The sequence below is a fragment of the Plantactinospora sp. WMMC1484 genome (assembly GCF_049315195.1).
GTDB lineage: Bacteria > Actinomycetota > Actinomycetes > Mycobacteriales > Micromonosporaceae > Plantactinospora.
On the sequence record NZ_CP186055.1, the window covers coordinates 665,740 to 686,251 of the forward strand.

General features: G+C 72.5%; 15 protein-coding genes and 1 riboswitch. Of the genes, 7 read left to right on the plus strand and 8 right to left on the minus strand.

All coding sequences use genetic code 11. From position 1 onward, the window contains the following. Positions 1 to 757: 757 nt before the first annotated feature. Positions 758 to 961 carry a cold-shock protein gene (locus ACN28C_RS02945; protein ID WP_033342363.1) on the minus strand — a complete coding sequence of 68 codons (204 nt, stop codon included), beginning with the start codon at positions 959 to 961 and terminating at the stop codon, positions 758 to 760. A gap of 317 nt (positions 962 to 1,278) precedes the next feature. Here ACN28C_RS02945 and ACN28C_RS02950 point away from each other — a divergent pair, with 317 nt between their 5' ends. Further along, complete coding sequence (locus tag ACN28C_RS02950; RefSeq protein WP_422772075.1) at positions 1,279 to 1,941, plus strand: GNAT family N-acetyltransferase; 663 nt, start codon at positions 1,279 to 1,281, stop codon at positions 1,939 to 1,941. A gap of 45 nt (positions 1,942 to 1,986) precedes the next feature. Here ACN28C_RS02950 and paaN read toward each other — a convergent pair whose 3' ends face one another. The 4 genes from paaN to ACN28C_RS02970 form a co-directional block, all read right to left on the minus strand. Beyond that, positions 1,987 to 3,660 carry a phenylacetic acid degradation protein PaaN gene (paaN, locus tag ACN28C_RS02955; RefSeq protein WP_422772076.1) on the minus strand — a complete coding sequence of 558 codons (1,674 nt, stop codon included), beginning with the start codon at positions 3,658 to 3,660 and terminating at the stop codon, positions 1,987 to 1,989. Positions 3,661 to 3,745: 85 nt separating this feature from the next. Continuing rightward, positions 3,746 to 4,762, minus strand: a complete 1,017-nt coding sequence (locus tag ACN28C_RS02960) for a GNAT family N-acetyltransferase (protein ID WP_422772077.1) — start codon at positions 4,760 to 4,762, stop codon at positions 3,746 to 3,748. 467 nt (positions 4,763 to 5,229) lie between these two features. After that, positions 5,230 to 6,525: a threonine synthase gene (gene thrC, locus ACN28C_RS02965; protein ID WP_422772078.1), complete on the minus strand. Its 1,296-nt coding sequence runs from the start codon at positions 6,523 to 6,525 to the stop codon at positions 5,230 to 5,232. 14 nt (positions 6,526 to 6,539) lie between these two features. Next, positions 6,540 to 6,656: riboswitch (SAM riboswitch) on the minus strand. A gap of 111 nt (positions 6,657 to 6,767) precedes the next feature. Then, on the minus strand, positions 6,768 to 7,733 hold the full coding sequence (locus ACN28C_RS02970) for a S24/S26 family peptidase (RefSeq protein ID WP_422772079.1): 966 nt from the start codon (positions 7,731 to 7,733) through the stop codon (positions 6,768 to 6,770). Between the two features lie 318 nt (positions 7,734 to 8,051). Here ACN28C_RS02970 and ACN28C_RS02975 point away from each other — a divergent pair, with 318 nt between their 5' ends. Next, positions 8,052 to 8,744, plus strand: a complete 693-nt coding sequence (locus ACN28C_RS02975; protein WP_422772080.1) for a response regulator — start codon at positions 8,052 to 8,054, stop codon at positions 8,742 to 8,744. Here the strand turns inward: ACN28C_RS02975 and ACN28C_RS02980 are convergent. Next, the gene (locus tag ACN28C_RS02980; protein WP_422772081.1) at positions 8,681 to 9,973 is read right to left on the minus strand and encodes a sensor histidine kinase; all 1,293 of its coding nucleotides are present in this window, start codon (positions 9,971 to 9,973) and stop codon (positions 8,681 to 8,683) included. The two genes, ACN28C_RS02975 and ACN28C_RS02980, sit on opposite strands and share 64 nt — an antisense overlap. A 296-nt stretch (positions 9,974 to 10,269) precedes the next feature. Between ACN28C_RS02980 and ACN28C_RS02985 the strand changes: the two genes are divergently transcribed. Both ACN28C_RS02985 and ACN28C_RS02990 read left to right on the plus strand, forming a co-directional pair. Then, positions 10,270 to 10,773, plus strand: coding sequence for a Panacea domain-containing protein (locus ACN28C_RS02985; protein ID WP_422772082.1), 504 nt, complete (start codon positions 10,270 to 10,272; stop codon positions 10,771 to 10,773). A 6-nt stretch (positions 10,774 to 10,779) separates the two neighbouring features. Continuing rightward, entirely contained in the window at positions 10,780 to 11,259 is a 480-nt protein-coding gene (locus tag ACN28C_RS02990; protein ID WP_422772083.1) for a hypothetical protein, read from the plus strand. 62 nt (positions 11,260 to 11,321) lie between these two features. Here the strand turns inward: ACN28C_RS02990 and ACN28C_RS02995 are convergent, their stop codons facing one another. Both ACN28C_RS02995 and ACN28C_RS03000 read right to left on the minus strand, forming a co-directional pair. Beyond that, positions 11,322 to 12,221, minus strand: a complete 900-nt coding sequence (locus ACN28C_RS02995) for an ABC transporter permease subunit (RefSeq protein ID WP_422772084.1) — start codon at positions 12,219 to 12,221, stop codon at positions 11,322 to 11,324. 1 nt (position 12,222) lies between these two features. Beyond that, positions 12,223 to 15,210, minus strand: a complete 2,988-nt coding sequence (locus ACN28C_RS03000; protein ID WP_422772085.1) for an alpha/beta fold hydrolase — start codon at positions 15,208 to 15,210, stop codon at positions 12,223 to 12,225. 377 nt (positions 15,211 to 15,587) lie between these two features. Here ACN28C_RS03000 and ACN28C_RS03005 point away from each other — a divergent pair, with 377 nt between their 5' ends. Genes ACN28C_RS03005 through ACN28C_RS03015 form a run of 3 tightly spaced genes read left to right on the plus strand, consistent with a single transcriptional unit; the run spans position 15,588 to position 20,498 of the window. Next, positions 15,588 to 16,883 (plus strand): hypothetical protein, encoded by a 1,296-nt coding sequence (locus tag ACN28C_RS03005; protein ID WP_422772086.1) that lies wholly within the window; start codon positions 15,588 to 15,590, stop codon positions 16,881 to 16,883. Then, on the plus strand, positions 16,873 to 20,031 hold the full coding sequence (locus ACN28C_RS03010; RefSeq protein WP_422772087.1) for a nitrate- and nitrite sensing domain-containing protein: 3,159 nt from the start codon (positions 16,873 to 16,875) through the stop codon (positions 20,029 to 20,031). The genes ACN28C_RS03005 and ACN28C_RS03010 overlap by 11 nt, the downstream gene beginning before the upstream one ends. After that, positions 20,028 to 20,498: a roadblock/LC7 domain-containing protein gene (locus ACN28C_RS03015; RefSeq protein ID WP_101369297.1), complete on the plus strand. Its 471-nt coding sequence runs from the start codon at positions 20,028 to 20,030 to the stop codon at positions 20,496 to 20,498. Before ACN28C_RS03010 ends, ACN28C_RS03015 begins: the two co-directional genes overlap by 4 nt. Positions 20,499 to 20,512: the final 14 nt, after the last annotated feature.

Below are 20,512 nucleotides of genomic sequence, written 5' to 3' on the forward strand. Positions count from 1 at the left end.
GTCACTACGGCACTGGCGGACGGGGTCGCCGGCACCGAGGTGCCGGCTCGACTCCGTCGCGCTGTGCGACAGTGACGTCCGTCGGCCGGGCCGGACAGCCCGCGACGACCGGCCATGTGCCGCGCACCTGCTTGCACAGGTCCACGACCGTGGCCCTACCGCCCCGACCTTTGGCACTCACGATGTGCGAGTGCCAAACACTTGTTTAGCACTCTCCCCTGCCGAGTGCAAGCGGCTGGGCCAGTCGAGCCGGGAGTTCGGGCATCTCGCGGTGCCCGGGCCGCACTCCACGGCCCCTCCGGCCCTCCACGGGCACCCGGCAGGCACGCGGGCAGGCCGGCACCCCGGGCAGGCCGGCAGGCACCCCGGGCACGCCGGCAGACGGGGGACCCGAGCGTCAGCAGCGGGGCGGAGTGAGAGGCAGGCGAGCGCCACGCCGTGACATGGCAGCGCCGCACGCGACCATTCGCACGCATACCTATCCGTGCACGCCGCACGGTAGTCGGGCACAGCCCGGACAAAGGGCATCCCAAGCGGGACAAAGGGCATCCCAAGCGGTCGGAAAGCTCGGGATCTGGAAATCAGGGATCGAATTCCTCTGCCCCGGAAAGAACCGGCCGCACGTGCCCTCCCGGACGCGCGGCCACACCGGATCCGACGGGCGTCGTACCGGCGGCCTCCGTCCGGGGTGGGGCCTAACGTCCGGGTGATTGAAGAAGGAGAGGTCCGTGAGAGCTACGGGCGGTGGCCCGGCAGCTCAGGCGATGACCCGGACCTTTTCCGCCTGTGGGCCCTTCTGGCCCTGGGCGATCTCGAACTCGACGCGCTGACCGTCGTCAAGCGCCTTGTAACCGTCCATCTCGATCGCGGAGAAGTGGACGAAGACGTCCTGCCCGCCATCGACGGCAATGAAGCCGTAGCCCTTTTCGCTGTTGAACCACTTCACGGTGCCCTGCGCCACGGTGCACTTCCTTACTTCGGTCGCGTCGGAGCTGCCCGAGCTCCGGCGACGACATAGCCTGCCGGGGCCGCCGACTCGCTTTCCCCTAATGGATCATGCGGTGATCGGATCTCACGAATCGAGCGGCCGAACCCGCACCGTACACCAAGGTCGGGTCACAGCGCACTAGTCCAAAACGGGCACGAGGCGGGCAACCGGGCGGTCGCTTTCCACCTCTCACCTATTGGCGGCCGTCGTTGCCCAGGTCACCGGGGTATGCGCAGAAACCTGCAAGGCCCCGTTACCCGCCGAAACTGGTCGCCGTACGGCGTGCGACCATGACCGACGTGCCGGCTCCCACCCCGCAGACCACCGCCGATCCGGACTCCGGGCCCGCCGCCGGCCGCTCCGGAACGGCTCCTCCCCACCGGGCCGGCGGTGCGATCGATTCCGGACCCCGGGGCAGCCTCGACCTGCCGCCGGTCCGCCGGGTACGCCCCGCCGACGCCGCCCGGGTCCGGGCGATACGGCTGGAAATGCTCGCGGACTCGCCGCTGGCCTTCCTGGAGACGGTCGCCGACGCGGCGGCCCGGCCGCACGCCGAGTTCGCGGCCCGGATCGCCGGTATGTCGACCGGCCCCAGGATGGCCGCATTCGTTGCCGAGGTGGACGGCCGGATCGTCGGACACGCCGGCGGGCAGGTGGTGCCCGGCGACCCCGGAGCCACCGTGGTCTTCGCCGTCTACCTCACCCCGGCCTGGCGGGGCAGCGGGCTGCTGGCCACCCTGGTCGACGCGGTGGGCGCCTGGTCGGCGGCGGCCGGCCGGCCGGAGCTGCTGCTGGAGGTCGTGGTCGGCAACAACCGGGCGGTACGCGCCTACGAGCGGCTCGGATTCGTCGACACCGGGGTCCGGGTGGCGCACCCCGTCCTGCCCACGCTCCGTGAACTACAGATGCGCCGCACCGCCCGGTCGGGCGCCGCACCCGCCCGACCCGGTTAGGAAGGGGCCCTTCTTCTACAGAAAGCGATAAGCGGGGGCCCTTCCTTACAGGTGTCGGCGGGCCTGGACCACGCGGAAGCGGTTGGCGACGTAGGCGCCGTCGGTCAGTGCCGCGTTCGCCGCCGGGTTGGCGCCGCTGCCGTGGAAGTCGGAGAACGCCGCCGACTGGTTGACGAAGACGCCGCCGGTGAGGTTGCAGGAGAGATGCACCCCGGTCTCGATCGCCACCGTCTCGGTGGCGTCCAGCACGGCGGGGTCGGTGGAGTAGACCGAGGCGGTCAGTGCGCCCCGCTCGGCGACGGTCTGGCGCAGGACCGCCAGGCTGTGTGGGGTGGAGTCGGTGGCGACCACGAACGAGATCGGCCCGAACCACTCCCGCCCGTACGTGCCGATCTCGTCGGCGCCGAGCTTGGCGATCAGCGGCGTACGCACCACCGCGCCCGGGTAGCTCGGGTGCTCCACCGGCCGGGACGGCAGCACGGGTTCGCCGACCCCGGCGACCTCGTCGAGCCGGGCCAGTACGCCGTCGTTGACGACCGCGCCGGTCAGTTCGACCGCGCGGGCCGGATCGCCGGTGAGCTTGCCGACCGCTCCGGCGATGCCGGCGGCGACCTCGTCGACGCTCTTGTGCCCCTGGTCGGTGTCGATCCCGGCGGCGGGCACGAGGATGTTCTGCGGGGTGGTGCACATCTGTCCGCTGTAGAGCGTCAGCGAGAAGCCGATGTTGCGGCACATCCCGGCGAAGTCGTCGGTCGAGTCGACCACGATGCTGTTGACGCCGGCCTTTTCCGTGTAGACGGCGGCCTGGCGGGCGTTCGCCTCCAGCCAGTCGCCATACTCGGTGGAGCCGGTGAAGTCGACGATCCGCACCTCGGGGCGGAGCGCCAGCGTGGAGGCGAGCCCCTCGCCGGGCGCCTCGGCCGCGAGCAGGATCAGGTTGGGGTCGAAGCCGGCCTCGGCCAGCACCTCGCGGGCGTACCGGACGGTGACGGCGAGCGGCAGCACGGCCCGGGGGTGCGGCTTGACCACGACGGGGTTGCCGGTGACAAGCGAGGCGAAGAGGCCGGGGTAGCTGTTCCAGGTCGGGAAGGTGTTGCAGCCGACCGCCAGCGCCACACCGCGCGGCACCACGTGGAAGGTCTTGGTCATCCGCAGCGGGTCGCCCCGGCCGGCCGTCTTCTCCCAGGCCGCCGTCGCCGGGTGCCGGGTCATCTCCTGGTACGCGTAGGCGAGCGCCTCCAGCGCCCGGTCCAGGGCGTGCGCCCCGCCGGCCTGGAACGCCATCACGAAGGCCTGCCCGGTGGTGGCGTGCACCGCGTGTGCCAGCTCGAAGATGTTGGCGTGCAGCCGGGCGAGGATCTCCAGGCAGACCCCGACCCGGGTCTGCGGGCCGGCGTCCCGCCAGGCCGGCAGCGCGGTCGTGGCGGCGGCCAGCAGCACCTCCGGGTCGGCGTGCGGGTAGCTCACCCCGAGGTCGATCCCGAACGGGCTCGCCTCGGTGCCCACCCAGTCGCCGGTGCCGGGCTGGTCGAGCGGGAACTTCCCGCCCAGGTACGCCCGGTAGGCCGCCTCGCCCTCGGCGGCGGCGGTCTCGCCGTAGACCCGAGGGCTGGGTGACTCGGGGTACGCGGACCAGTAGGACCGTTCGGTGATCGCGGTCAGCGCCCGTTCCAGGGTGTCGGTGTGCCGGGCGAAGAGGGGGTGCGGGGTCTCCGTCATCCCGCCATCATGCCGCACCGGGCCGGCCCGCCCCAGCCTCCCGCCTGCTCCGGGACGGCGCTGGCCAGCCGGTGGGCGGCGCCGGTCAGAGAGTGGCCTGCCAGGTGTTGAGTCCGGCGACGGCACGGAAACCGAGTGCCTCGTTGATCGAGATCATGTAGTCGTTGCTCGCCGCGTTGAAGGTGTCGATGACCCGCAGGGCCGGCTCGTGCTCCCGGATGTGCCGCAGGTTGTCAATCTTGATCACGGTGCCGAGCCGGTGCCCCCGGTGCCCCGGCTCGACCAGGGTGATCTGCTGGAAGGCGTGCCAGTCGCAGCCCTCGTTCATGCCGATCCCGGTCCAGGCCACCAGGCGGCCGGTCGCGTCGTGCCGGGCGGCGCTGTTGTACCACTCCTGGCCCCGCGCGCGGTGCGCGGCCTCCATCTCGCGCAGCCGGGGCACGTCCGGCCTGGCCGGCTCCCAGGTGAGGTCGCCGATGGGTGCGTCCTCGATGAGCCGGCTGTCCAGGTAGGCCACGTCGGCGGCGTACTCCTCCGGGGTGTCGCCGCGCCAGCGCACGATCGAGTAGCCCTCGGCCCGGGCCATGCCCTCGGCGAAGAGGCGGTCGAGTGCCGGTTCGTCGAGTGCGGTCAGGTCGAGCCGGCGGCGTACGTCGGCCAGGGCCGGCCGGGCGCCCATCGCGGCGGCGAAGGCGTCGCCGGGCATCGTCGCGGCGGCGTCCGGGTTCATGTTGACGACCTCGCCGATGACCCGCTTGCGACCCAGGTCGCGGAGCATCCGCACGGCGTACTCGTAGAGCGCCCGCCCGACGCCCCGGCGCGCGTATCCGGGGTGGACCGCGAGCGCGAGGCTGGCGTTCTCCCGGTTCTCCAACTGCGGCAGCATGACGTTCAGATAGCCCACCGGCACGCCGTCGAGGTAGCCGAGCGCGGGCCGTTGCTCGTCACCGGGCCACCCTTGGCGGAGCCCGACGACGAAGCGCCGCCGGGAGGCCGGTGGCATGTCCGGCTGGACGTGTGCCCGCACGGCGGCCTCGATCTCGTACGCCCGCTCGACGGCGGCGGCGTCGGCGACGTCCAGCGGAGTGACCACGATGTCCATGGAGTGGAGCGTGCCGGTTGCACGACGCGGGCGCGACCGAATATCGACGAGCCCGTCACCGACGTTGCTGGATCGGCGTTGAGCCCGAGAGCGTGCGGCGACACCGGCCGGCCCGGGAAGATTTGGTCGGGAGGGGCGCCCGCACAACGCCTCCGGCGTTGGGTCGTAAGAGCTTAGAAAGTCTACGGCGGTGCGCCCTCCCGCACGGAGCATCTTGCGTCCTGCAGATGCGGGCGTCAAGCCCTCGACCGCGTGTTTTCGTCACGGGCGGCAAAACAGCAGCTACGCACTGCATCCACACCGCCGGAAATGACACTCGTCGGAGGAGCCCCTAAAGTTTCACCTGCAAGTTGCACGTGCATTTGCCCGTTCGGGGCCGGCAGGATGCCGCGAAAAAATCTTGGACTTTTTCGGTCGGGCGGGCCGACTTGACCCCGGCGGGCCGGCGTCAGCCGAGTAGGCCGGCGTCAGCCGAGTAGGCCGGCGTCGCGGGCCGCGCGCAGCGACGGCTTGAGCCGGTACGTCGGACCGACCTGTGCCGCGACCGCGTCCAGGGTCTTGAGCCCCTCGCCGGTGTTGTAGACGACGGTCTCGGCGTCCGGGTCCAGCCGGCCACTCGCCACCAGCTTGCCCAGCACCGCGACCGTCACCCCGCCGGCCGTCTCGGCGAAGACGCCGGTGGTCCGGGCGAGCTGCCGGATCCCCTGCCGGATCTCGTCGTCGTCGGCGTGGTCCATCCAGCCACCGGTCCGGCGCACCGCCTCCAGGGCGTAGAGGCCGGCAGCGGGGTCGCCGATGTTGAGCGACTTGGCGATCCCGGTCGGCCGGACCGGGGTGATCACGTCGGTTTCGGCGTGCAGCGCGGCGGCGATCGGGTTGCAGCCCGCCGACTGGGCGCCGAAGACCTTCCAGCCGTTGGCCGGCGCCTCGACCAGCCCGATCTCGACCAGCTCGCTGAAGGCCTTGTCAATCTTGGTGAGCAGCTCGCCACTGGCCATCGGGATGACCACCTGCTCGGGGATCCGCCATCCCAACTGCTCGGCGACCTCGTAGCCCAGCGTCTTGGAGCCCTCGGCGTAGTAGGGCCGGACGTTCACGTTGACGAAGGCGGTGTCGGCGAACTCGTCGGTCTCCACCAGCTCACCGCAGAGCCGGTTGACGTCGTCGTAGGAGCCGTCGACGGCGACCAGGTCCCCGCCGTAGACGGCGGTGGTGACCACCTTGCCCTGCTCCAGGTCGCCGGGGATGAAGACGACCGACGGCACCCCGGCCCGGGCAGCGTGCGCGGCGACCGAGTTCGCCAGGTTGCCGGTGGAGGCGCAGGCGAACCGGGTGAAGCCGAGGCCGCGGGCGGCGGTCAGCGCCACCGACACCACCCGGTCCTTGAACGAGTGGGTGGGGTTGGCGCTGTCGTCCTTGACCCAGAGTGGTGCCCGGATGCCCAGCTCGGCGGCGAGGCCGGCGGCCGGCACCAGCGGGGTCAGCCCGGGGTCGAGGGTGACCCGGGCGGTCGGGTCCTGGCCGGTGGGGAGCAGAGCCGCGTACCGCCAGAGGTTGCCCGGGCCGGCCTCGATGTCGGCCCGGGTGACCCGGGCCAGCGCGGCCGAATCGTAGCCGACCTCCAGCGGGCCGAAACACTCGTAGCAGGCGTGCTGGGCGATCAGCGGGTATTCGGTGCCGCAGCCGCGACAGACCAGCGCGCGCGCGGGATTGGGCGCTACCGGAGTGGTCTGGCGGGAGGTCGCGTCGATGATCGACGTCATGGCGATGTGCCGTCCTCTCATCTTTCCCTGGCGCCGCACCGCGCGGCGGGGACGGAATTGGCACCTGCTCCGCCGTGGAGTGGTTGCCGGGGCGTCATCGGGCCGTATCCCTCAGCCCCTCTGGATGAGGTATGAAGTTGTGCCGCCAGTCTACGGGGCGGGCAGGCCGCTGTCCCGACCCCGTCCCGGCGTGTGAGCTACATCCCCGAGCCGCCTGCCCGAGCCACCCGCCCGTGGGTGAGCTAGGACGCCGGCCGCAGCGTCCGGGACCGTGCCGCCAGGCCCGGTGCGGAACCGTCCACCGCCGGCCCGCCCGGAGACCTCGGCAGCGACGGTACGCCCAGCGTGACGAGGATGGCCCGGATCGCGCCCTCCGGCCCGGTCCTTCGCAACGGCGGCCCGGTCCGCAGATGGTGGTCGACCTCGTCGGGGGCGATGACCGGCTCGCCGTCGGTGGGTACCCCCGCCGACCACGCCTCGTCGTCGGCACCGGCCGGGCCGGTGGTGCCGGCTCCGGGGTACCCCTCCGGAAGCCCGAACCGGCAACCGAGCACGATGTCGAGCCGGCGCACCTCCTGGCCGGGTGTGCTCCGGCCGGCGAGGCCGGTACGCAGGTCGTCCACCGGCCGTACCGCCGCCGGGGAGATGCCGACCGTCACCCCGCCCAGCGCGTCGAGCGCGTCGAGCGCCCGGCGTACCCGGTCCGGGAGGGCGGAGCCGCCCGCGAGATGGCGGATCCGGACCAGGGTCCCCGAGCGGTGGGTGTCGGGCACCGGGAGCTGGTGGTCGCTCTCCGGCAGGGCGCGGGCCGCCGCGCCGACCAGCCAGAGCGTGACACCCTCCGGAAGGGCGGCGGCCGGCCCGCCGGGCATCGTGGCCGCGGGGGCGACCGGTGAACGCGGGGCGACCTGCGGCACCCGGCCGAGCACCGCCGCCCTGGGCACGGGCGGGTCGTAGAGCGGCAGGTTGTCGCCGGCCGTCAGCAGGTGGCCGGGGCGCCGGGCGACCACCCGGTGCACCACGATCCGATCGCCGGCCTGGTACGCGACCACGTCGCCGGGGTCGATCTCGGCGAAGTCGACCGGCTCGACCACGACGGTGCCGGCGGAGAGCGCCGGGGACATCGCGGAGCCGGTGACCTGCACCCGGGCCAGACGCCCGGCGGCCAGCGCCGCCCGTACCAGATGGGCAGCGCCGCTTCCGGTCACCGGTCGCCGTCCCCGCGGCCCGTCGGGGCCGGCTCGGCGGGCTGGGTTCCGGGCTGGCTCCGTCTGGTCATCGCCGATGGTCCCTCTTCTCCGACGTACCGGGCGACACAGGCCGTTCCCCGTTCACGGGCTCGAACCCCCGGAGGATGATCACTCACCGTCATGGGAAGTTACCAGAGAGCGAAACTGCGGTCTTGACAGTGCGACAACCTGGGTATAATGTCCGTTATTCTGCCCACCGGCCGGGCCCCGGTACCGGTTCCGCAGATCGCTCTGTTGCGCAGATCGCTCTCCCGGCGGAAGGCGAGGTCGCCCATCGTGTCCGTGATCTCGGTCTCCGTCGTCGACGACGACCGGATGCTGCTGGACGGCATGGCGGCCTGGCTCGGCTCCGCACCCGACCTGCGGCTGGTGAGCACCGCCGCCACCGTCGACCACCTGCTGGATACCGAACCGGAGCGCGCCGACGTCGTCGTTCTCGACCTGCTCCTGGCCGACGGGTCCGCCCCGGCCGAGAACGTCCGCCGATTGGTCGCCGCCGACCGGACCGTGCTCGTGGTGAGCGTCGTGCCGCACGTCGTGCACGGGGTGGACGTGATGCGGGCCGGCGCGTCGGGCTACCTCACCAAGGACCACGACCTGCCGACGCTGGCCGACGCGATCCGGACGGTCGCCCGGGGCGAGGTGGCACACTCCCCCGAGCTCGCCTTCGCCTGGTCCTGCGACGAGCGGCCGGACCGGCCGAAGCTCTCGCCCCGGGAGCGGGCCGTGCTGGTCGCCTACGCCTCCGGCATGACGTTGACGGCGACGGCCCGCAAGGTCGGCATCCAGCCGGGCACCGCCAAGCAGTACCTGGACCGGGTCAAGGCGAAGTACTCCGACGCGGGCCGGCCCACGTACACCAAACTCGACCTCGCCGACCGGGTACGGGAGGACGGGCTGCACCGCTACCGCTCCGCCACCTCCGAGGACGGCGACGCAGGCCAGAACAGCTCGACGCTGGTGCCGTGACCCGGTTCGGAGAAGAGGTGCAGGTCGCCACCGACCTCGGCCATCCGCTCCGCGATGGAGCGGCGTAGGCCGAAGCCGCCGGTGCCAGCGGTGTCGGCGTCGGCGTCGGCGTCGAAGCCGACTCCCCGGTCCACGACGCGGACGGCGAGCACCCCGTCGTGCCACTCGACGGTGAGCCACGCCTCGCCGGTGCCGGCGTGCCGGGCGACGTTGTTCAACGCCTCCCGGGTGGCGTCGCAGATCGCCCGTACGACGTGCCGGGGCGGCTGGGTCGGCACGGTTCCCGAGCGCAGGTGCACCCGCAGGCCCAGCGCGGTCGCGTCGGCCGCCACCTCGGCGATGCTGGTGCCGAGCGTGTTGACCACCTCCGCCCGGTCCTCGGTGACCAGGCCCCGGATGTAGTCCGCCTCCCGGCCGCAGCGCCGCCGCACCTCCTCGGCCCGGTGGTCCAGCCCGCCCCGGGCGATCGCGGTCAGCGTGGCCAGTGCGGTGTCGTGCAGCCGGCGGTAGTGGTCCAGCCGCTCGGCGAACCGCGCCTCGCCGGCCGCCGTCGCCGTCTCGGCGGCGAGCCGGCGCTGCGTCGCCTCGTCGACCGCGCTCGCCTGTGCGCAGAGGAACCGGCGGGCGAAGTGCAGCACCAGCGCGAACCAGATGCTCGAGTTGATGTGGTTGACGAAGCCGGACTCCAGGGGCGGCAACCCGCCGATCTGGACGGAGGCGGCGACCACGGCGGTCAGCACCAGCACCCCGAGCACCGCGAGCAGCCTCGGCAGGGTGAGCACCGCGCCGACCAGCGCCGCCGAGCCGAGGGCGAACTTGCCGGCCCAGTTCGCCGCCGACAGTTCGTAGCCGGACCGGATGTTCATGTTCACCACCACCAGCAACGCGCAGACGATCCCCACGTCCACCGCCACGTGCGGGTAGCTGAACCAGCCGCGCCGCCACACCGCCACGCCGAGCGCGACGTTCCAGAGCACCGCGGTGAGCATCAGCGCCGTGTTCAGCGCCGGGCTGTGGTAGCGGTCGGCGGCGCCGTCCATCCCGACCAGCGCCGGCACGATGTAGCTGGCCCGCTGCCCGAAGAGCACCACCGCGACCAGGCGCAGCGCGCGTTCCCGGCCGGGCATGGTGACCATCAGCCGGGCGTCCACCCAGCCCAGCCGCGCCTCGGCGAGAAACCGACTGATCCGCCGGGGCGGTCGCCCGACCCGGGTGGCATGGTCCAGCACCGGCCCACCCCCTGTCAGAGAGTCACCAGGCCGCCACCTGCGGCTCGACCGCCGCCGACTATAGGCCAGCGCGTCCGCTCTGTGCCATGTCCGTCAGGTACCCGCCTCCGATGATGGCGTGTCGGCTACGACGATGCGGAACCAAGGAGAAGGAAATTATCGGGCATCACGGCACAAAAACGCCTATAAACGCCAAGGAGTGTTTAACGTTGATCGTGGGAAAACCGTCGCAGGCAACCGCTACCCTGGTCACACCCGAGAGCGGACGCCGGGAACGCCCGCAGGAGGTGAAACTCATGGCCAGCGTCTACGATGTCGCCGCCTACATTCTCGCCCAACAAGGCGAGATGTCGTCGATGAAGCTCCAGAAGCTTGTCTACTACTCGCAGGCATGGCACCTCGTCTGGGACGACGAACCTCTGTTTCCCGAGAGAATCCAGGCATGGGCCAACGGGCCGGTCGTCTACGACCTGTACGCCTTGCACCGCGGCCGGTTCTCCGTCTCGGAGTTGCCGCTCGGTAACCCTGACAACCTCACTCGCTCCGAGCGCGAGACGATTGATGCCGTGCTGCGCACGTACGGACATCTTGATGGCCGGAAGCTCAGCCACCTGACACATGGGGAAGACCCTTGGGCGCACGCACGGCGCGGCCTCCCGGCAACAGCCCGGTCGAGCGCCGAGATCACGCCCGAGGCGATGCAGATGTACTACTCGACGATCGATACCGCAGAGGAAGCGATCCCGGTGGACGAGATCAGCTGGGACGAGTGGGCGGGCGACGGTAGCGCCGAACGGTAGGCACCTGTGTCACCGAAGAAAAACCCGAAGGTCAACAAGGCTGCCCTGGCAAAGGCCACAGGCGAACGTCAGCCGAAAACGATAGTTCGGCCTCAGGGCAATGACCGAAAGTTGATTTTCTCATTTCAGTACGTAGACCGGGGCTACGACGGACTGTGGTCGTGGCCCCGGTCCGACAGCGGCGACGCATACGAAATCCTGACCTTCCTCTGTGAGGCCAGCCAGTGCACCTGGGGCGAGCTCATGGCCCAGATGACAGGGCAGAGCCACAACCGGAAGAAGAAGCACCACGCGTACCCGATCAAGAACGTGTGCGCTGCTGCGCAAGCCAGGATCGTTGAGCTTCGCCTCGATGAGGTCTTCGAGGAGTTGTTCAGGTTCCGGATCTCCGGCGAACGACGGCTGTGGGGATTCCGGGCCGAGGATGTATTCCACGTCCTGTGGTGGGATGCGCACCATCAGGTGTATCCGACCGACCGAAACTGATGATCACGACAGGTTGCACCGCCCTCCGCAACGGCCCGTCTCCCTGCCCTCCTACTGCCCTCCTACGACACGACGTCCTTGCGGGTGAAGCGCCAGAAGGCGATCGCCCAGAATGCGGTGGCGTAGCAGATCGCCGATATCGCGCCCCTGACCATGTCGTCGGTCTGCACCGGCGTGGAGAGCAGGCCGAGCCAGGCGCTGCTGTAGTGGGTCGGCAGGAAGTCCCGGAGCACCCCGAGCGCGGTGATCTGGTCGAGGATGCTGGAGAGGATCCAGAGCAGCACGGCGCCGCCGACCGCGCCGAGCGCCGCGTCGGTGCTCACCGAGAGCAGGAACGCCAGGCCGGCCACGACCAGCAGCACCACCGCCAGATAGCCGAGGATGCCGAGCAGCCGCAGCAGCCCCTCGCCGGCCGGGATCTGCGCGGCGACGGTGCTGGAGAGGGGGGACCAGCCATACCGGAGGGTGCCGGCGAGCAGGGCGGTGCCGGCCAGCAGCAGCAGGGCCAGCAGCGAGTAGCCGAGCGCGACGACCAGCTTCACCGCCAGCAGCCGGGCCCTGGGCACCGGCACGGCCAGCAGGTAGCGCAGGCTGCCCCAGCTCGCCTCGCTGGCCACCGTGTCGCCGCAGAAGAGCGCCACCACCACGACCAGCAGGAACGACGACGAGACCAGCAGCGCGAAGAGGGTGAAGTTGAGCCCGCCGGTGGTGGCCAGCTCGATCAGGCTGCCGAACTCGCCGCCGCCGTTGTCGTCGTCCCCGGACCCCTCGAACTCGAAGGCGACCAGGATGATCAGCGGCAGCAGCACCATGAAGCCGAGTGAGAACTGCGTACGCCGCCGGGACGCCTGCCGGCGCCACTCGGCCGCGATCGAGAGGGTGCCCCGGGGCCGGTAGCCGGCGGCTCCGCCGGCCGCGTCCACCGCCCCGGTCTGCACGCTGGTCTCGGTGCCGATGGTCATCTCAGCGGTCCCCGCTTCCCCGAGAGTTCTCGCCGACCAGGGCGAGGAAGGCGTCCTCCAGGCGGCGCCTCGGCACCACCCGGTCCACTCCGACACCGGCCCGGACCAGCTCGGCCACCACCTCGCTGCGGGCGGTGCCGTTGGTGTCGACCACCAGCGCGCCGTTGCTCTCCGGCAGCACCCGCACCCCCGCCAGCCGGTCCAGCACGGCACGGGCGGCCTCGACGTCGGAGACGTCGAACTGGGTACTCGGCGACTCGCCGACGATCTCCTCGACCCGCCCGGCCGCCACGATCTCCCCCTTGTGTACGACGACCGCGTGCGTGCAGGTCTGTTCCACCTCGGCCAGCAGGTGGCTGGAGACCAGCACCGCCCGGCCGTCGGTGGCGTACCGGCGCAGCACCCGGCGCATCTCGGCGATCTGCGGCGGGTCGAGCCCGTCGGTCGGCTCGTCCAGCACCAGCAGCTCCGGCAGGCCGAGCATGGCCTGCGCGATCGCGAGCCGCTGCCGCATGCCGTGGCTGTACTTGCGGGTCTTCCGGTGGATCGAGTCACCGAGCCCGGCGATCTCCAGCGCCTCCTCGAAGTGCGCGTCCGCCTCCGGTCGGCCGGTCGCCCGCCAGTACGCCCGCAGGTTCTCAAGGCCGCTCAGGTGTGGCAGGAAGCCCGGCCCCTCCACGAGCGCACCGATCCGGGAGAGCACCGGGGAGCCCGGCACCAGCCGGTGACCGAAGACGTGGATCTCGCCGGTGGTCGGCTGGGTCAGCCCCATCAGCACCCGCAGCGTGGTGGTCTTGCCGGCGCCGTTCGGTCCGAGCAGGCCGACGACCTGGCCCCGGTGCACCTCGAAGTCGATCCGGGAGACCGCGACGAAGCCGTCGGCGTACTCCTTGCGCAGGTCGCGGACGACGAGCGGGGTGTCGGCGTACTCGGGATGCACCGACGTGTCGTGGCGGCGGTGCCGGCGCCGGAGCACGGCCACCACCACGACGAGCCCCAGCACGATTGCGGCGAGCAGCCCGGCCAGCGCCCAGCGCCAGAGCGCCGCCGGGGTGGCGATCGGCTCGCCGACCACGGTCGGCAGCGACACCTCGGCGCCGGTCAGGGCGGCGCCGGGGGGCATCCCGGGTACGGTCCCGGACGCCGTCCCGCCGAGCGCCACGGTGTAGGTGACCGGCTCGACCGGCGTGGCGTAGCCCTGGTCGGAGGTGGCGACCACGATCCGCAGCCGGTGCCCGGCCTCGATCCGGCGCACGATCGCCGGCAGGGTGACCCGGACCGGGGTCGCGGCGGAGACGTCGGCGGGAAGGCCGGTCAGCCGTACCGGGGCGACCAGGCCGTTGGGGAGCGCGGCCGGGCCGTTCGGGTCGACGTCGTAGAGCTTGACGAAGAGCACCGCCTCGCCGGTCGGCGAGGCGGCCCGGATGGTGACCGCTGGCGACCCGACCACGTCGACTGCCCGGTCCAGGGGTGCCGACTCGAACCGGGCGTGCTGTCCGGGCAGGTCACCGGCGACGCCGTCGAGCAGCGACGAGAAACCGCCGCCGAGCGGCAGCGTCGAGATCGCCGCCGGGTTGCCGGCCGGCGGGTTTGCGATCCGCTGCGCCGGGCCGGCGACCGGGATCGACTCGCCCGCACCGGCCGTGCCGCCGACGCCGGGATAGTCCGTGACGGAGTAGCCGGTGGCGACCAGGCCACGGTCGAGCGCGTCGAAGCCGGCAATCCGCGACCAGGTGAAGCTGGTCGAGGGCGCCTCGCCTGCGCCCTTGACGTAGTGACCCAGCCACTGCGCCATCAGGAAGCGCAGCCGGTCCCGGTCGGTCTGCGGGCCCTCGCCGCCGTCGTGCCCGCCGGTGAACCAGGCGACCCGGACCGGGGTGCCGCCGGCCGCGATGCCCCGGGCGTTGGCGTCCGCCTCGGCGAGCGGGAAGAGGCTGTCCGCCGCGCCCTGGATCAGCAGCGTGGGCGCCGTGATCCGGTCGAGCACCCCGGCCGGGCTGGAACGGCGGAGCAGTTCCACCGCCGCCGGGTCGCCCCGGCCGGCGGTGGCGATCCGCTGGTACGCGGCGCAGACGTCGGCGGCGAAGCGCCCGCAGGCGGGATCGGCCGGGGTACTGCCGGGCACCGCACCCGGCACCGTGCCGAGCACCGGGTCCCGACCGGCGTCCGGCCCGGAGCCGGGCACGGAGCCCGCTCCGGAGTCCTGTGCGGAGTCCGGCTCCCCGCCCTCTTCCGCCTCCGGCGCGCCGCCCTCGCCCGCTCCGGGTGCGGCTCCGGGTGCGGCCAGCCCGCCGAGGCCGGCGCCGGCCGCGCCGCCGCTGCCGAAGAAGAGCCCGGCCCAGCCCTTCTTGAACACGCCGTCGACCGGCTCCCGGCCGGTGGACTCGGGCAGGAAGGAGCGGGCCAGGTCGTGCCAGGTGATCATCGGCACGATCGCGTCCACCCGCTGGTCCTGGGCGGCGAGCAGCAGCGCCAGGGCGCCGCCGTACGAGCCGCCGACCACGCCCACCCGGGGATCGCCGTCCGCGTCCCGGCGGATCTCCGGCCGCTGCGCGAGCCAGTCGAGCAGCCGGGCGGCGTCCCGCACCTCGTAGTCGGGATTGTCCAGGTGGATCTGCCCGCCACTACGCCCGAATCCCCGCGCGGTGTACGTCAGCACCGCGTAGCCCAGCTCGGCCAGATCCTCCGCGTCGGCGCGCACCGAGCGCTTCGTACCGCCGAAGCCGTGTGCCAGCAGCACCGCCGGCACCTGCCGGGCGGCGCTCGCTCCGTCCGGCAGGTAGAACGTGCTGTCCAGATCGACCGGCTGGTCCCCGGCCGGTCCGGAACGGACGGTGATCATCGAATCCGTTGTGGAGTACGGCGGGCGCTCCGGCCACACCGCCCAGCCGACCAGCGCGGCGAGCAGCACCAGCACGGTCGATCCAGCCACCGTCCGGCGTCGGGTCGGCCGGGCACGGCGCAGCCGCGCCAGCAGTCGGGAAGGCATGGCTCTCACCGTACGGCGCCGAGGCTGAGCGTTGGCTGAGATCCGCCGTACGTCCGTCCGGCTGGCCCGTTCGGTGATCGGGCACCGTCGTCCGCGTGGGGCGCTCCGGTATCCGGCGTGCCGAGTTCGGATGCCGTGAATTCCGATCTATCGGTACACAAAGCCACCAATCAATACATGCACGTAGGCAAGTACGTACCAGGAGTCACAATTTTGGTCACCCGGTGTTACCTGTACCCAAGTGACGCATAACTGACTGCTCGGCCCGGATCGTGTGGGTCCGACGTCTATTAGTTTTCCGGTCCGGTGGACGGGACCGGCGGGCCTTCCCACGCGCCACCACGCAGATCGACCCCTCGCGCCGATGGAGATGGACGATGACAGTTCCTGCGCAACGGTCCCGGCGCGTGCCGGACCGGACCGGCACGGCGCTGCGAGTGCTGCTCGCGGTCGCCCTCCTCGTACCGGTCGGCGCGCTGTTCAGCTCGACCTGGCGCAGCAACGACGAGCAGCGGTCGGGCACCGAGCGCGAACGGCACGGCGTCGAGTACCTGCGCTCGCTCGGGCAGCTCACCCTCGCCCTGGTTGACGCCCAGTCCGGTGCCGTGGCCGGCCGGTCGGTGGCGTCCAGCGCGCTGCGCAGCGCCGTCGAGCAGACCAGCGCCGTCGACGTCCGGTACGGCGCCGACCTGCGTACCAGCGAACGCTGGGCGGGGCTGCACGCGAAGATCGAGGCACTGCCCGACCGGCCACCCGCCAACCCGCAGGACGCGTGGACGGCCTACACCGAGACGGTCGACCTGCTGCTGGCGCTCTACGCCAAGGTGCGGGAGAGTTCCGGGTTGATCCGGGACCCGGACTCGGACGCCTACCACCTCCAGGACGCCGTCGCCGAGGAGCTGCCGGAGGCCCTGGTCGCGGCCGGCCGGCTCGCCGACCGTACGGTGCTCGCCGCCGAGCGGCCCGGCGGCGACCGGGTGCGTACCGCCAGCGAGCTGGCGCTGGCCCGGGCCGCCGTGCTGAGCCCGGCGGCGGACCTCGTCGACGACCTGCGTGCGGCGGTGGAGAACACTGCCAGCCGGAGCCTCGGCGGCAACGTGCTCAGCCGGCTCGACGGTTACCAGCGCGCGGTGGAGGACCTCGCCACGCTCACCCGCGAATCGGCGACGGCGAACCCGATCCAGGTCGGCGCCGCCCGGTCGTCCGCGCAACTCGCCGGCTCCGGCCTGGCCGTGATCATCCTTACCGAACTCGACCTCCTGCTCCGCGAGCGGATCGACGACCTGACCGGCGAACGGCAGATCGCGGTCGGCGCACTGGTGCTGGCCCTGCTGCTGGTCTGCGCCCTCGCCGCCATACCGCTGCTCGCCGCCCGCGCCGCCGCCCGGAGCACGGCCCGGATCCGGGCCGGCGAGGCCATCCCGCTCGGGTTCGGCCATATCGTCGGCACCGAGCCCGGAGCACCGCCGACCGGACCACCGCCCTCGGGATCGACGGCCGGCGAGGTGACGCCCATGCCGGAGGGGCGGCCCTTCCGGCCGGAGCCCGCAGGTGAGCCGGGCCGGCGCTCCGCACTGGCGGACTGGCAGAACCCGGTGCCCGCCGGGTCGGCCACCCGTCCCACCACTGCCGAGAGCCAGCCGTCGCCGTGGGGACGCCGCGATGCTCGGTAGGCTCCGGATCCGTGGCCGGCTGGCCCTGCTCGTCATCCTTCCCCTGCTCAGCACGATCGGCCTCGCTGCCCCGATCCTGGCCGACCGGATCGAGTCGGCCCGGGAGGCGACCGAGACCGCCGAGTCGGTACGCCGGGCCGGCCGGGTCGGGACCCTGGTGCAGGACCTCCAGCGGGAACGGCTGCTCTGCATCGGCTACCTGCTCGGCGTGGCGGACCGCTCCGAGCTGGTACAGCAGATCGCGCAGGTCGGCGACCGGATCGCCGACCTGCGGGCCGACCTCGCCGGGCAACTGCCCGAGGAGGTCGACGAGGCGATCGACGGCGTGCAGCGGATCGCCGAGCTGCGCACCGGCGTCCTGGCCGGCCGGGCCAACCCGCAGCAGGTGCTCACCACGTACGGGCAGGTGCACGTCGGGCTGATCGAGTCGCTGCGGCTGACCCGTTCCGCGGACGCGACGACGCCCGAGGGGCGCCAGATGATCGCGCTGGACGCGGTGCTCCGCACGGACGAGGGGATCAGCGCCGCCGGTGGCCTGATCGTGTTGGTCGCAGGGACGAAGAACCCGGCCGCCGGCGCCGCCTACGTCGCCACCATGGCCGGCCTCCAGGTCCACCTGGACCGGTTCCGCAGCTTCGCCACCCCGGCGCAGAACACGCTCTACGGGCTCATCGAGCGGGCGACGGCGGCCCGCACCAGCCCGGAGTTCCTCAGGGCCGGCGCCGCCGACCCGACCGACGCGCTCGCCGGACTCAGTCTGGAGGCGCTCTTCCCGGCCGCCTCCTCGCTGATCACGCTCGGCCAGTTCATCGAGAAGAAGATCATCACCGACGTGATCGCCGAGGTGACCGACCAGCGCCAGCGGGCCATCGCCGGGGCGTACGGCGTCGGTGCGCTGGTACTGCTGATCATCGCCCTGATGATGCTGCTCAGCCTCGCCGTCGCTCGTACGGTGGCCCGGCCGCTGACCCGGCTCACCGTCTCCGCCGACCGGATGGCCCGGGCCGCCGAGGAGGAACTGACCCGGATCGTCGACGACGAGTCCGAGTCCTACCAGCCGATCCGGCTCGACCCGGTGGACGTGGACGGCCGCGACGAGATCGGCGACCTGGCCCGGGCCTTCGAGCGGGTGCAGGGCACCGCCGCCGGGCTGGTGGAGCGGCAGGCCGCCAGCCGGCGCAACGTGGCCCAGATGTTCGGGCACGTGGGGCGGCGTACCCAGAACCTGGTCGGCCGGCAGATCGCCCTGATCGACCGCCTGGAACACCAGGAGACCGACCCGGGGCGCCTGCAGCACCTGTACCGGCTCGACCACGTCTCCAGCCGGCTGCGCCGCAACGCCAGCAGCCTGGTGGTGCTCTCCGGCGGCGCCGGCGGGGACGGCCACGTGGCGCCGCTGCCGCTGGGCGACGTCGTCCGGCTGGCGCTCGGCGAGATCGAGGATTTCACCCGGGTCGACGTGCAGGTCCGGCTCGACGTCGCCGTGGCGCCGGGAGTCATCGGTGACCTCGTGCTCACCCTCGCCGAACTGATGGAGAACGCCACCCAGTTCTCGCCGCCGCACACCCGGGTCACCGTGCTCGCCGAGGTCATCCCGGGCGGGGTACGCCTCAACCTGGTCGACCATGGCATCGGCATGTCGCCGGAGCGGCTGGCGGAGGAGAACGCCCGGCTGACCCGCCGGGAACGACTCGACCTCGTCCCGACGGAGGTTCTCGGGCTCTTCGTGGTGGGCCGACTCGCCCGCCGGCACGGCTGGCGGATCACCCTCTCGGCGACCACCCCCGGCGGCGGGGTCACCGTGGGGGTGGAGATCGACGACCGGTTGCTGGTCACCCGCGACCCGGGTCCCGAGCTGCCCTCACCCCGGGCCAGCGCGTCGGCCCCGCTGCCGGTCCGGCCGGTCGGCTTCGCCGGCAGCGGTCCCGTTGCCGGCAGCGGCGGTGGAGCCGACAGTGGCAGTGTCGCCGGTGCTGGCAGTGGTGCCGGTGCTGGCAGTGGTGCCGGCGGCGGCACCATGTACGGCCGCCCGGCGCCCTACTCGTCGGAACCGGCACGCACGCCCGTACGGCCGGCGCCGGGGATGGCGGAACCGGCCCCGGCGACCGCGCAACCCGCACTCCCGCAACCCGCGGCCGGACAGCCCGCACCCGCAGCCGGACAGCCCGCTCCCGCGGTAGCCCAGCCCGCACCGACGGTGGTCGAGCCGGCGCCGGTGTTCCGGCTTCCCGAACTGGCGCCGGCGGCGGTACCGGCCGGACCGGTCTTCGACGAGGAGCTGATCCGCCGGGCCACCCGGTCGCTGACCACCGGTAACCCGTGGAACGCCTTCGAGACCCGCCCCGCAACGGCCGGATCGGACACCGACGACGGCGAGAGCGAGGCGGTACGGCTCGGCGGGCCGAGCGGTGGAGGCGGAAGCGCACCGGCGGGCGCACCGGCAGTACCTCCCGCCGCCGACAGCGGCCCGGGACCCGCACCGTCCGGCCCCGGCACCGGGCTGCGCCAGCGGGTCCCGGGCGCCCAACTCCCGGACACCACCGGCCGGGCCCGCCCCGAACCGACCCCGGCCGACCCGTCCGTGGTCCGGGCGCTGATCGAGGAGTTCGAAGCCGGAGTACGCCGGGCGCAGCGCGAGCAGCAGACCCGCCCGGCCGGCACCGAAGCCCGGTCGGCCGGCACCGAAGCCCGGTCAGCCGGGCCGGAACCGCGGCCGGAGCAGGGCGGCACCGGGCCCGGACTCCCCCGGCGGCCCACACCTCCGCAGCAGCCGCCCGGTCCGGAACGGCCCGAGTCGTGGCCGGCAGCCGGCGGCACGCCGGGCGAGCGGAACGTTCCGGGCCCGCAGGGCGGTAATCTCGCACCGGCGGAACCGGCATCCCGACCGAACGGCGCCGGGATGGCGACCGGCACGCCCACCACCGCACCGGACGCTCCGCCGCCGCGGCTCAACCGCCGGATCCCCGGAGCCAACCTGAGCGTCCCGCCGCCGACCACCCCGCTCGGCCAGGCGCCGACCATCACCACCGCCCCGCCGGACGACCCCGACAAGGTGCGCGAGCTGATGACGCAGTTCGAGTCCGGCGTCGCGCGCGCGTTGAGCGAAGTCCGCACAGATCATCGCCACGAAGAGGGAACCCCACGATGAGCACTCCCTTCATCCGTACCGAACAGGACCAGCAGGCAGCGGGCACTGGTGAGCTGAGCCAGGAGGCACGCACCTTCAACTGGTTGCTGGACTCGTTCACGTCCGGCACCGCCGGCGTACAGGAGGCGATCGCGGTCTCCTCCGACGGGCTGTTGATGGCCATGTCGTCGATCAAGGACCGGTCCAACGCGGAGCGGCTGGCCGCGGTCGTCTCCGGGATGACCAGCCTGGCGAGCGGGGCCGCCAACTGGTACACGCTGGGTGCGCTCAACCGGGTGGTGGTGGACATGACCGACGGCTACCTGCTGGTCAGCGCGATCAGCAGCGGCTCGGTCCTCGGGGTGGTCGCCGACCGGTCGGCCAACCTGGGCACCGTCGCATACGAGATGACGCTGTTCGCCGGTCGGGCCGGAGGCGCACTCACCCCTCGGCTGATCGTCGAACTGAAGAACTCCGTCCAGTCGTGATCGCGGGTGCTGCG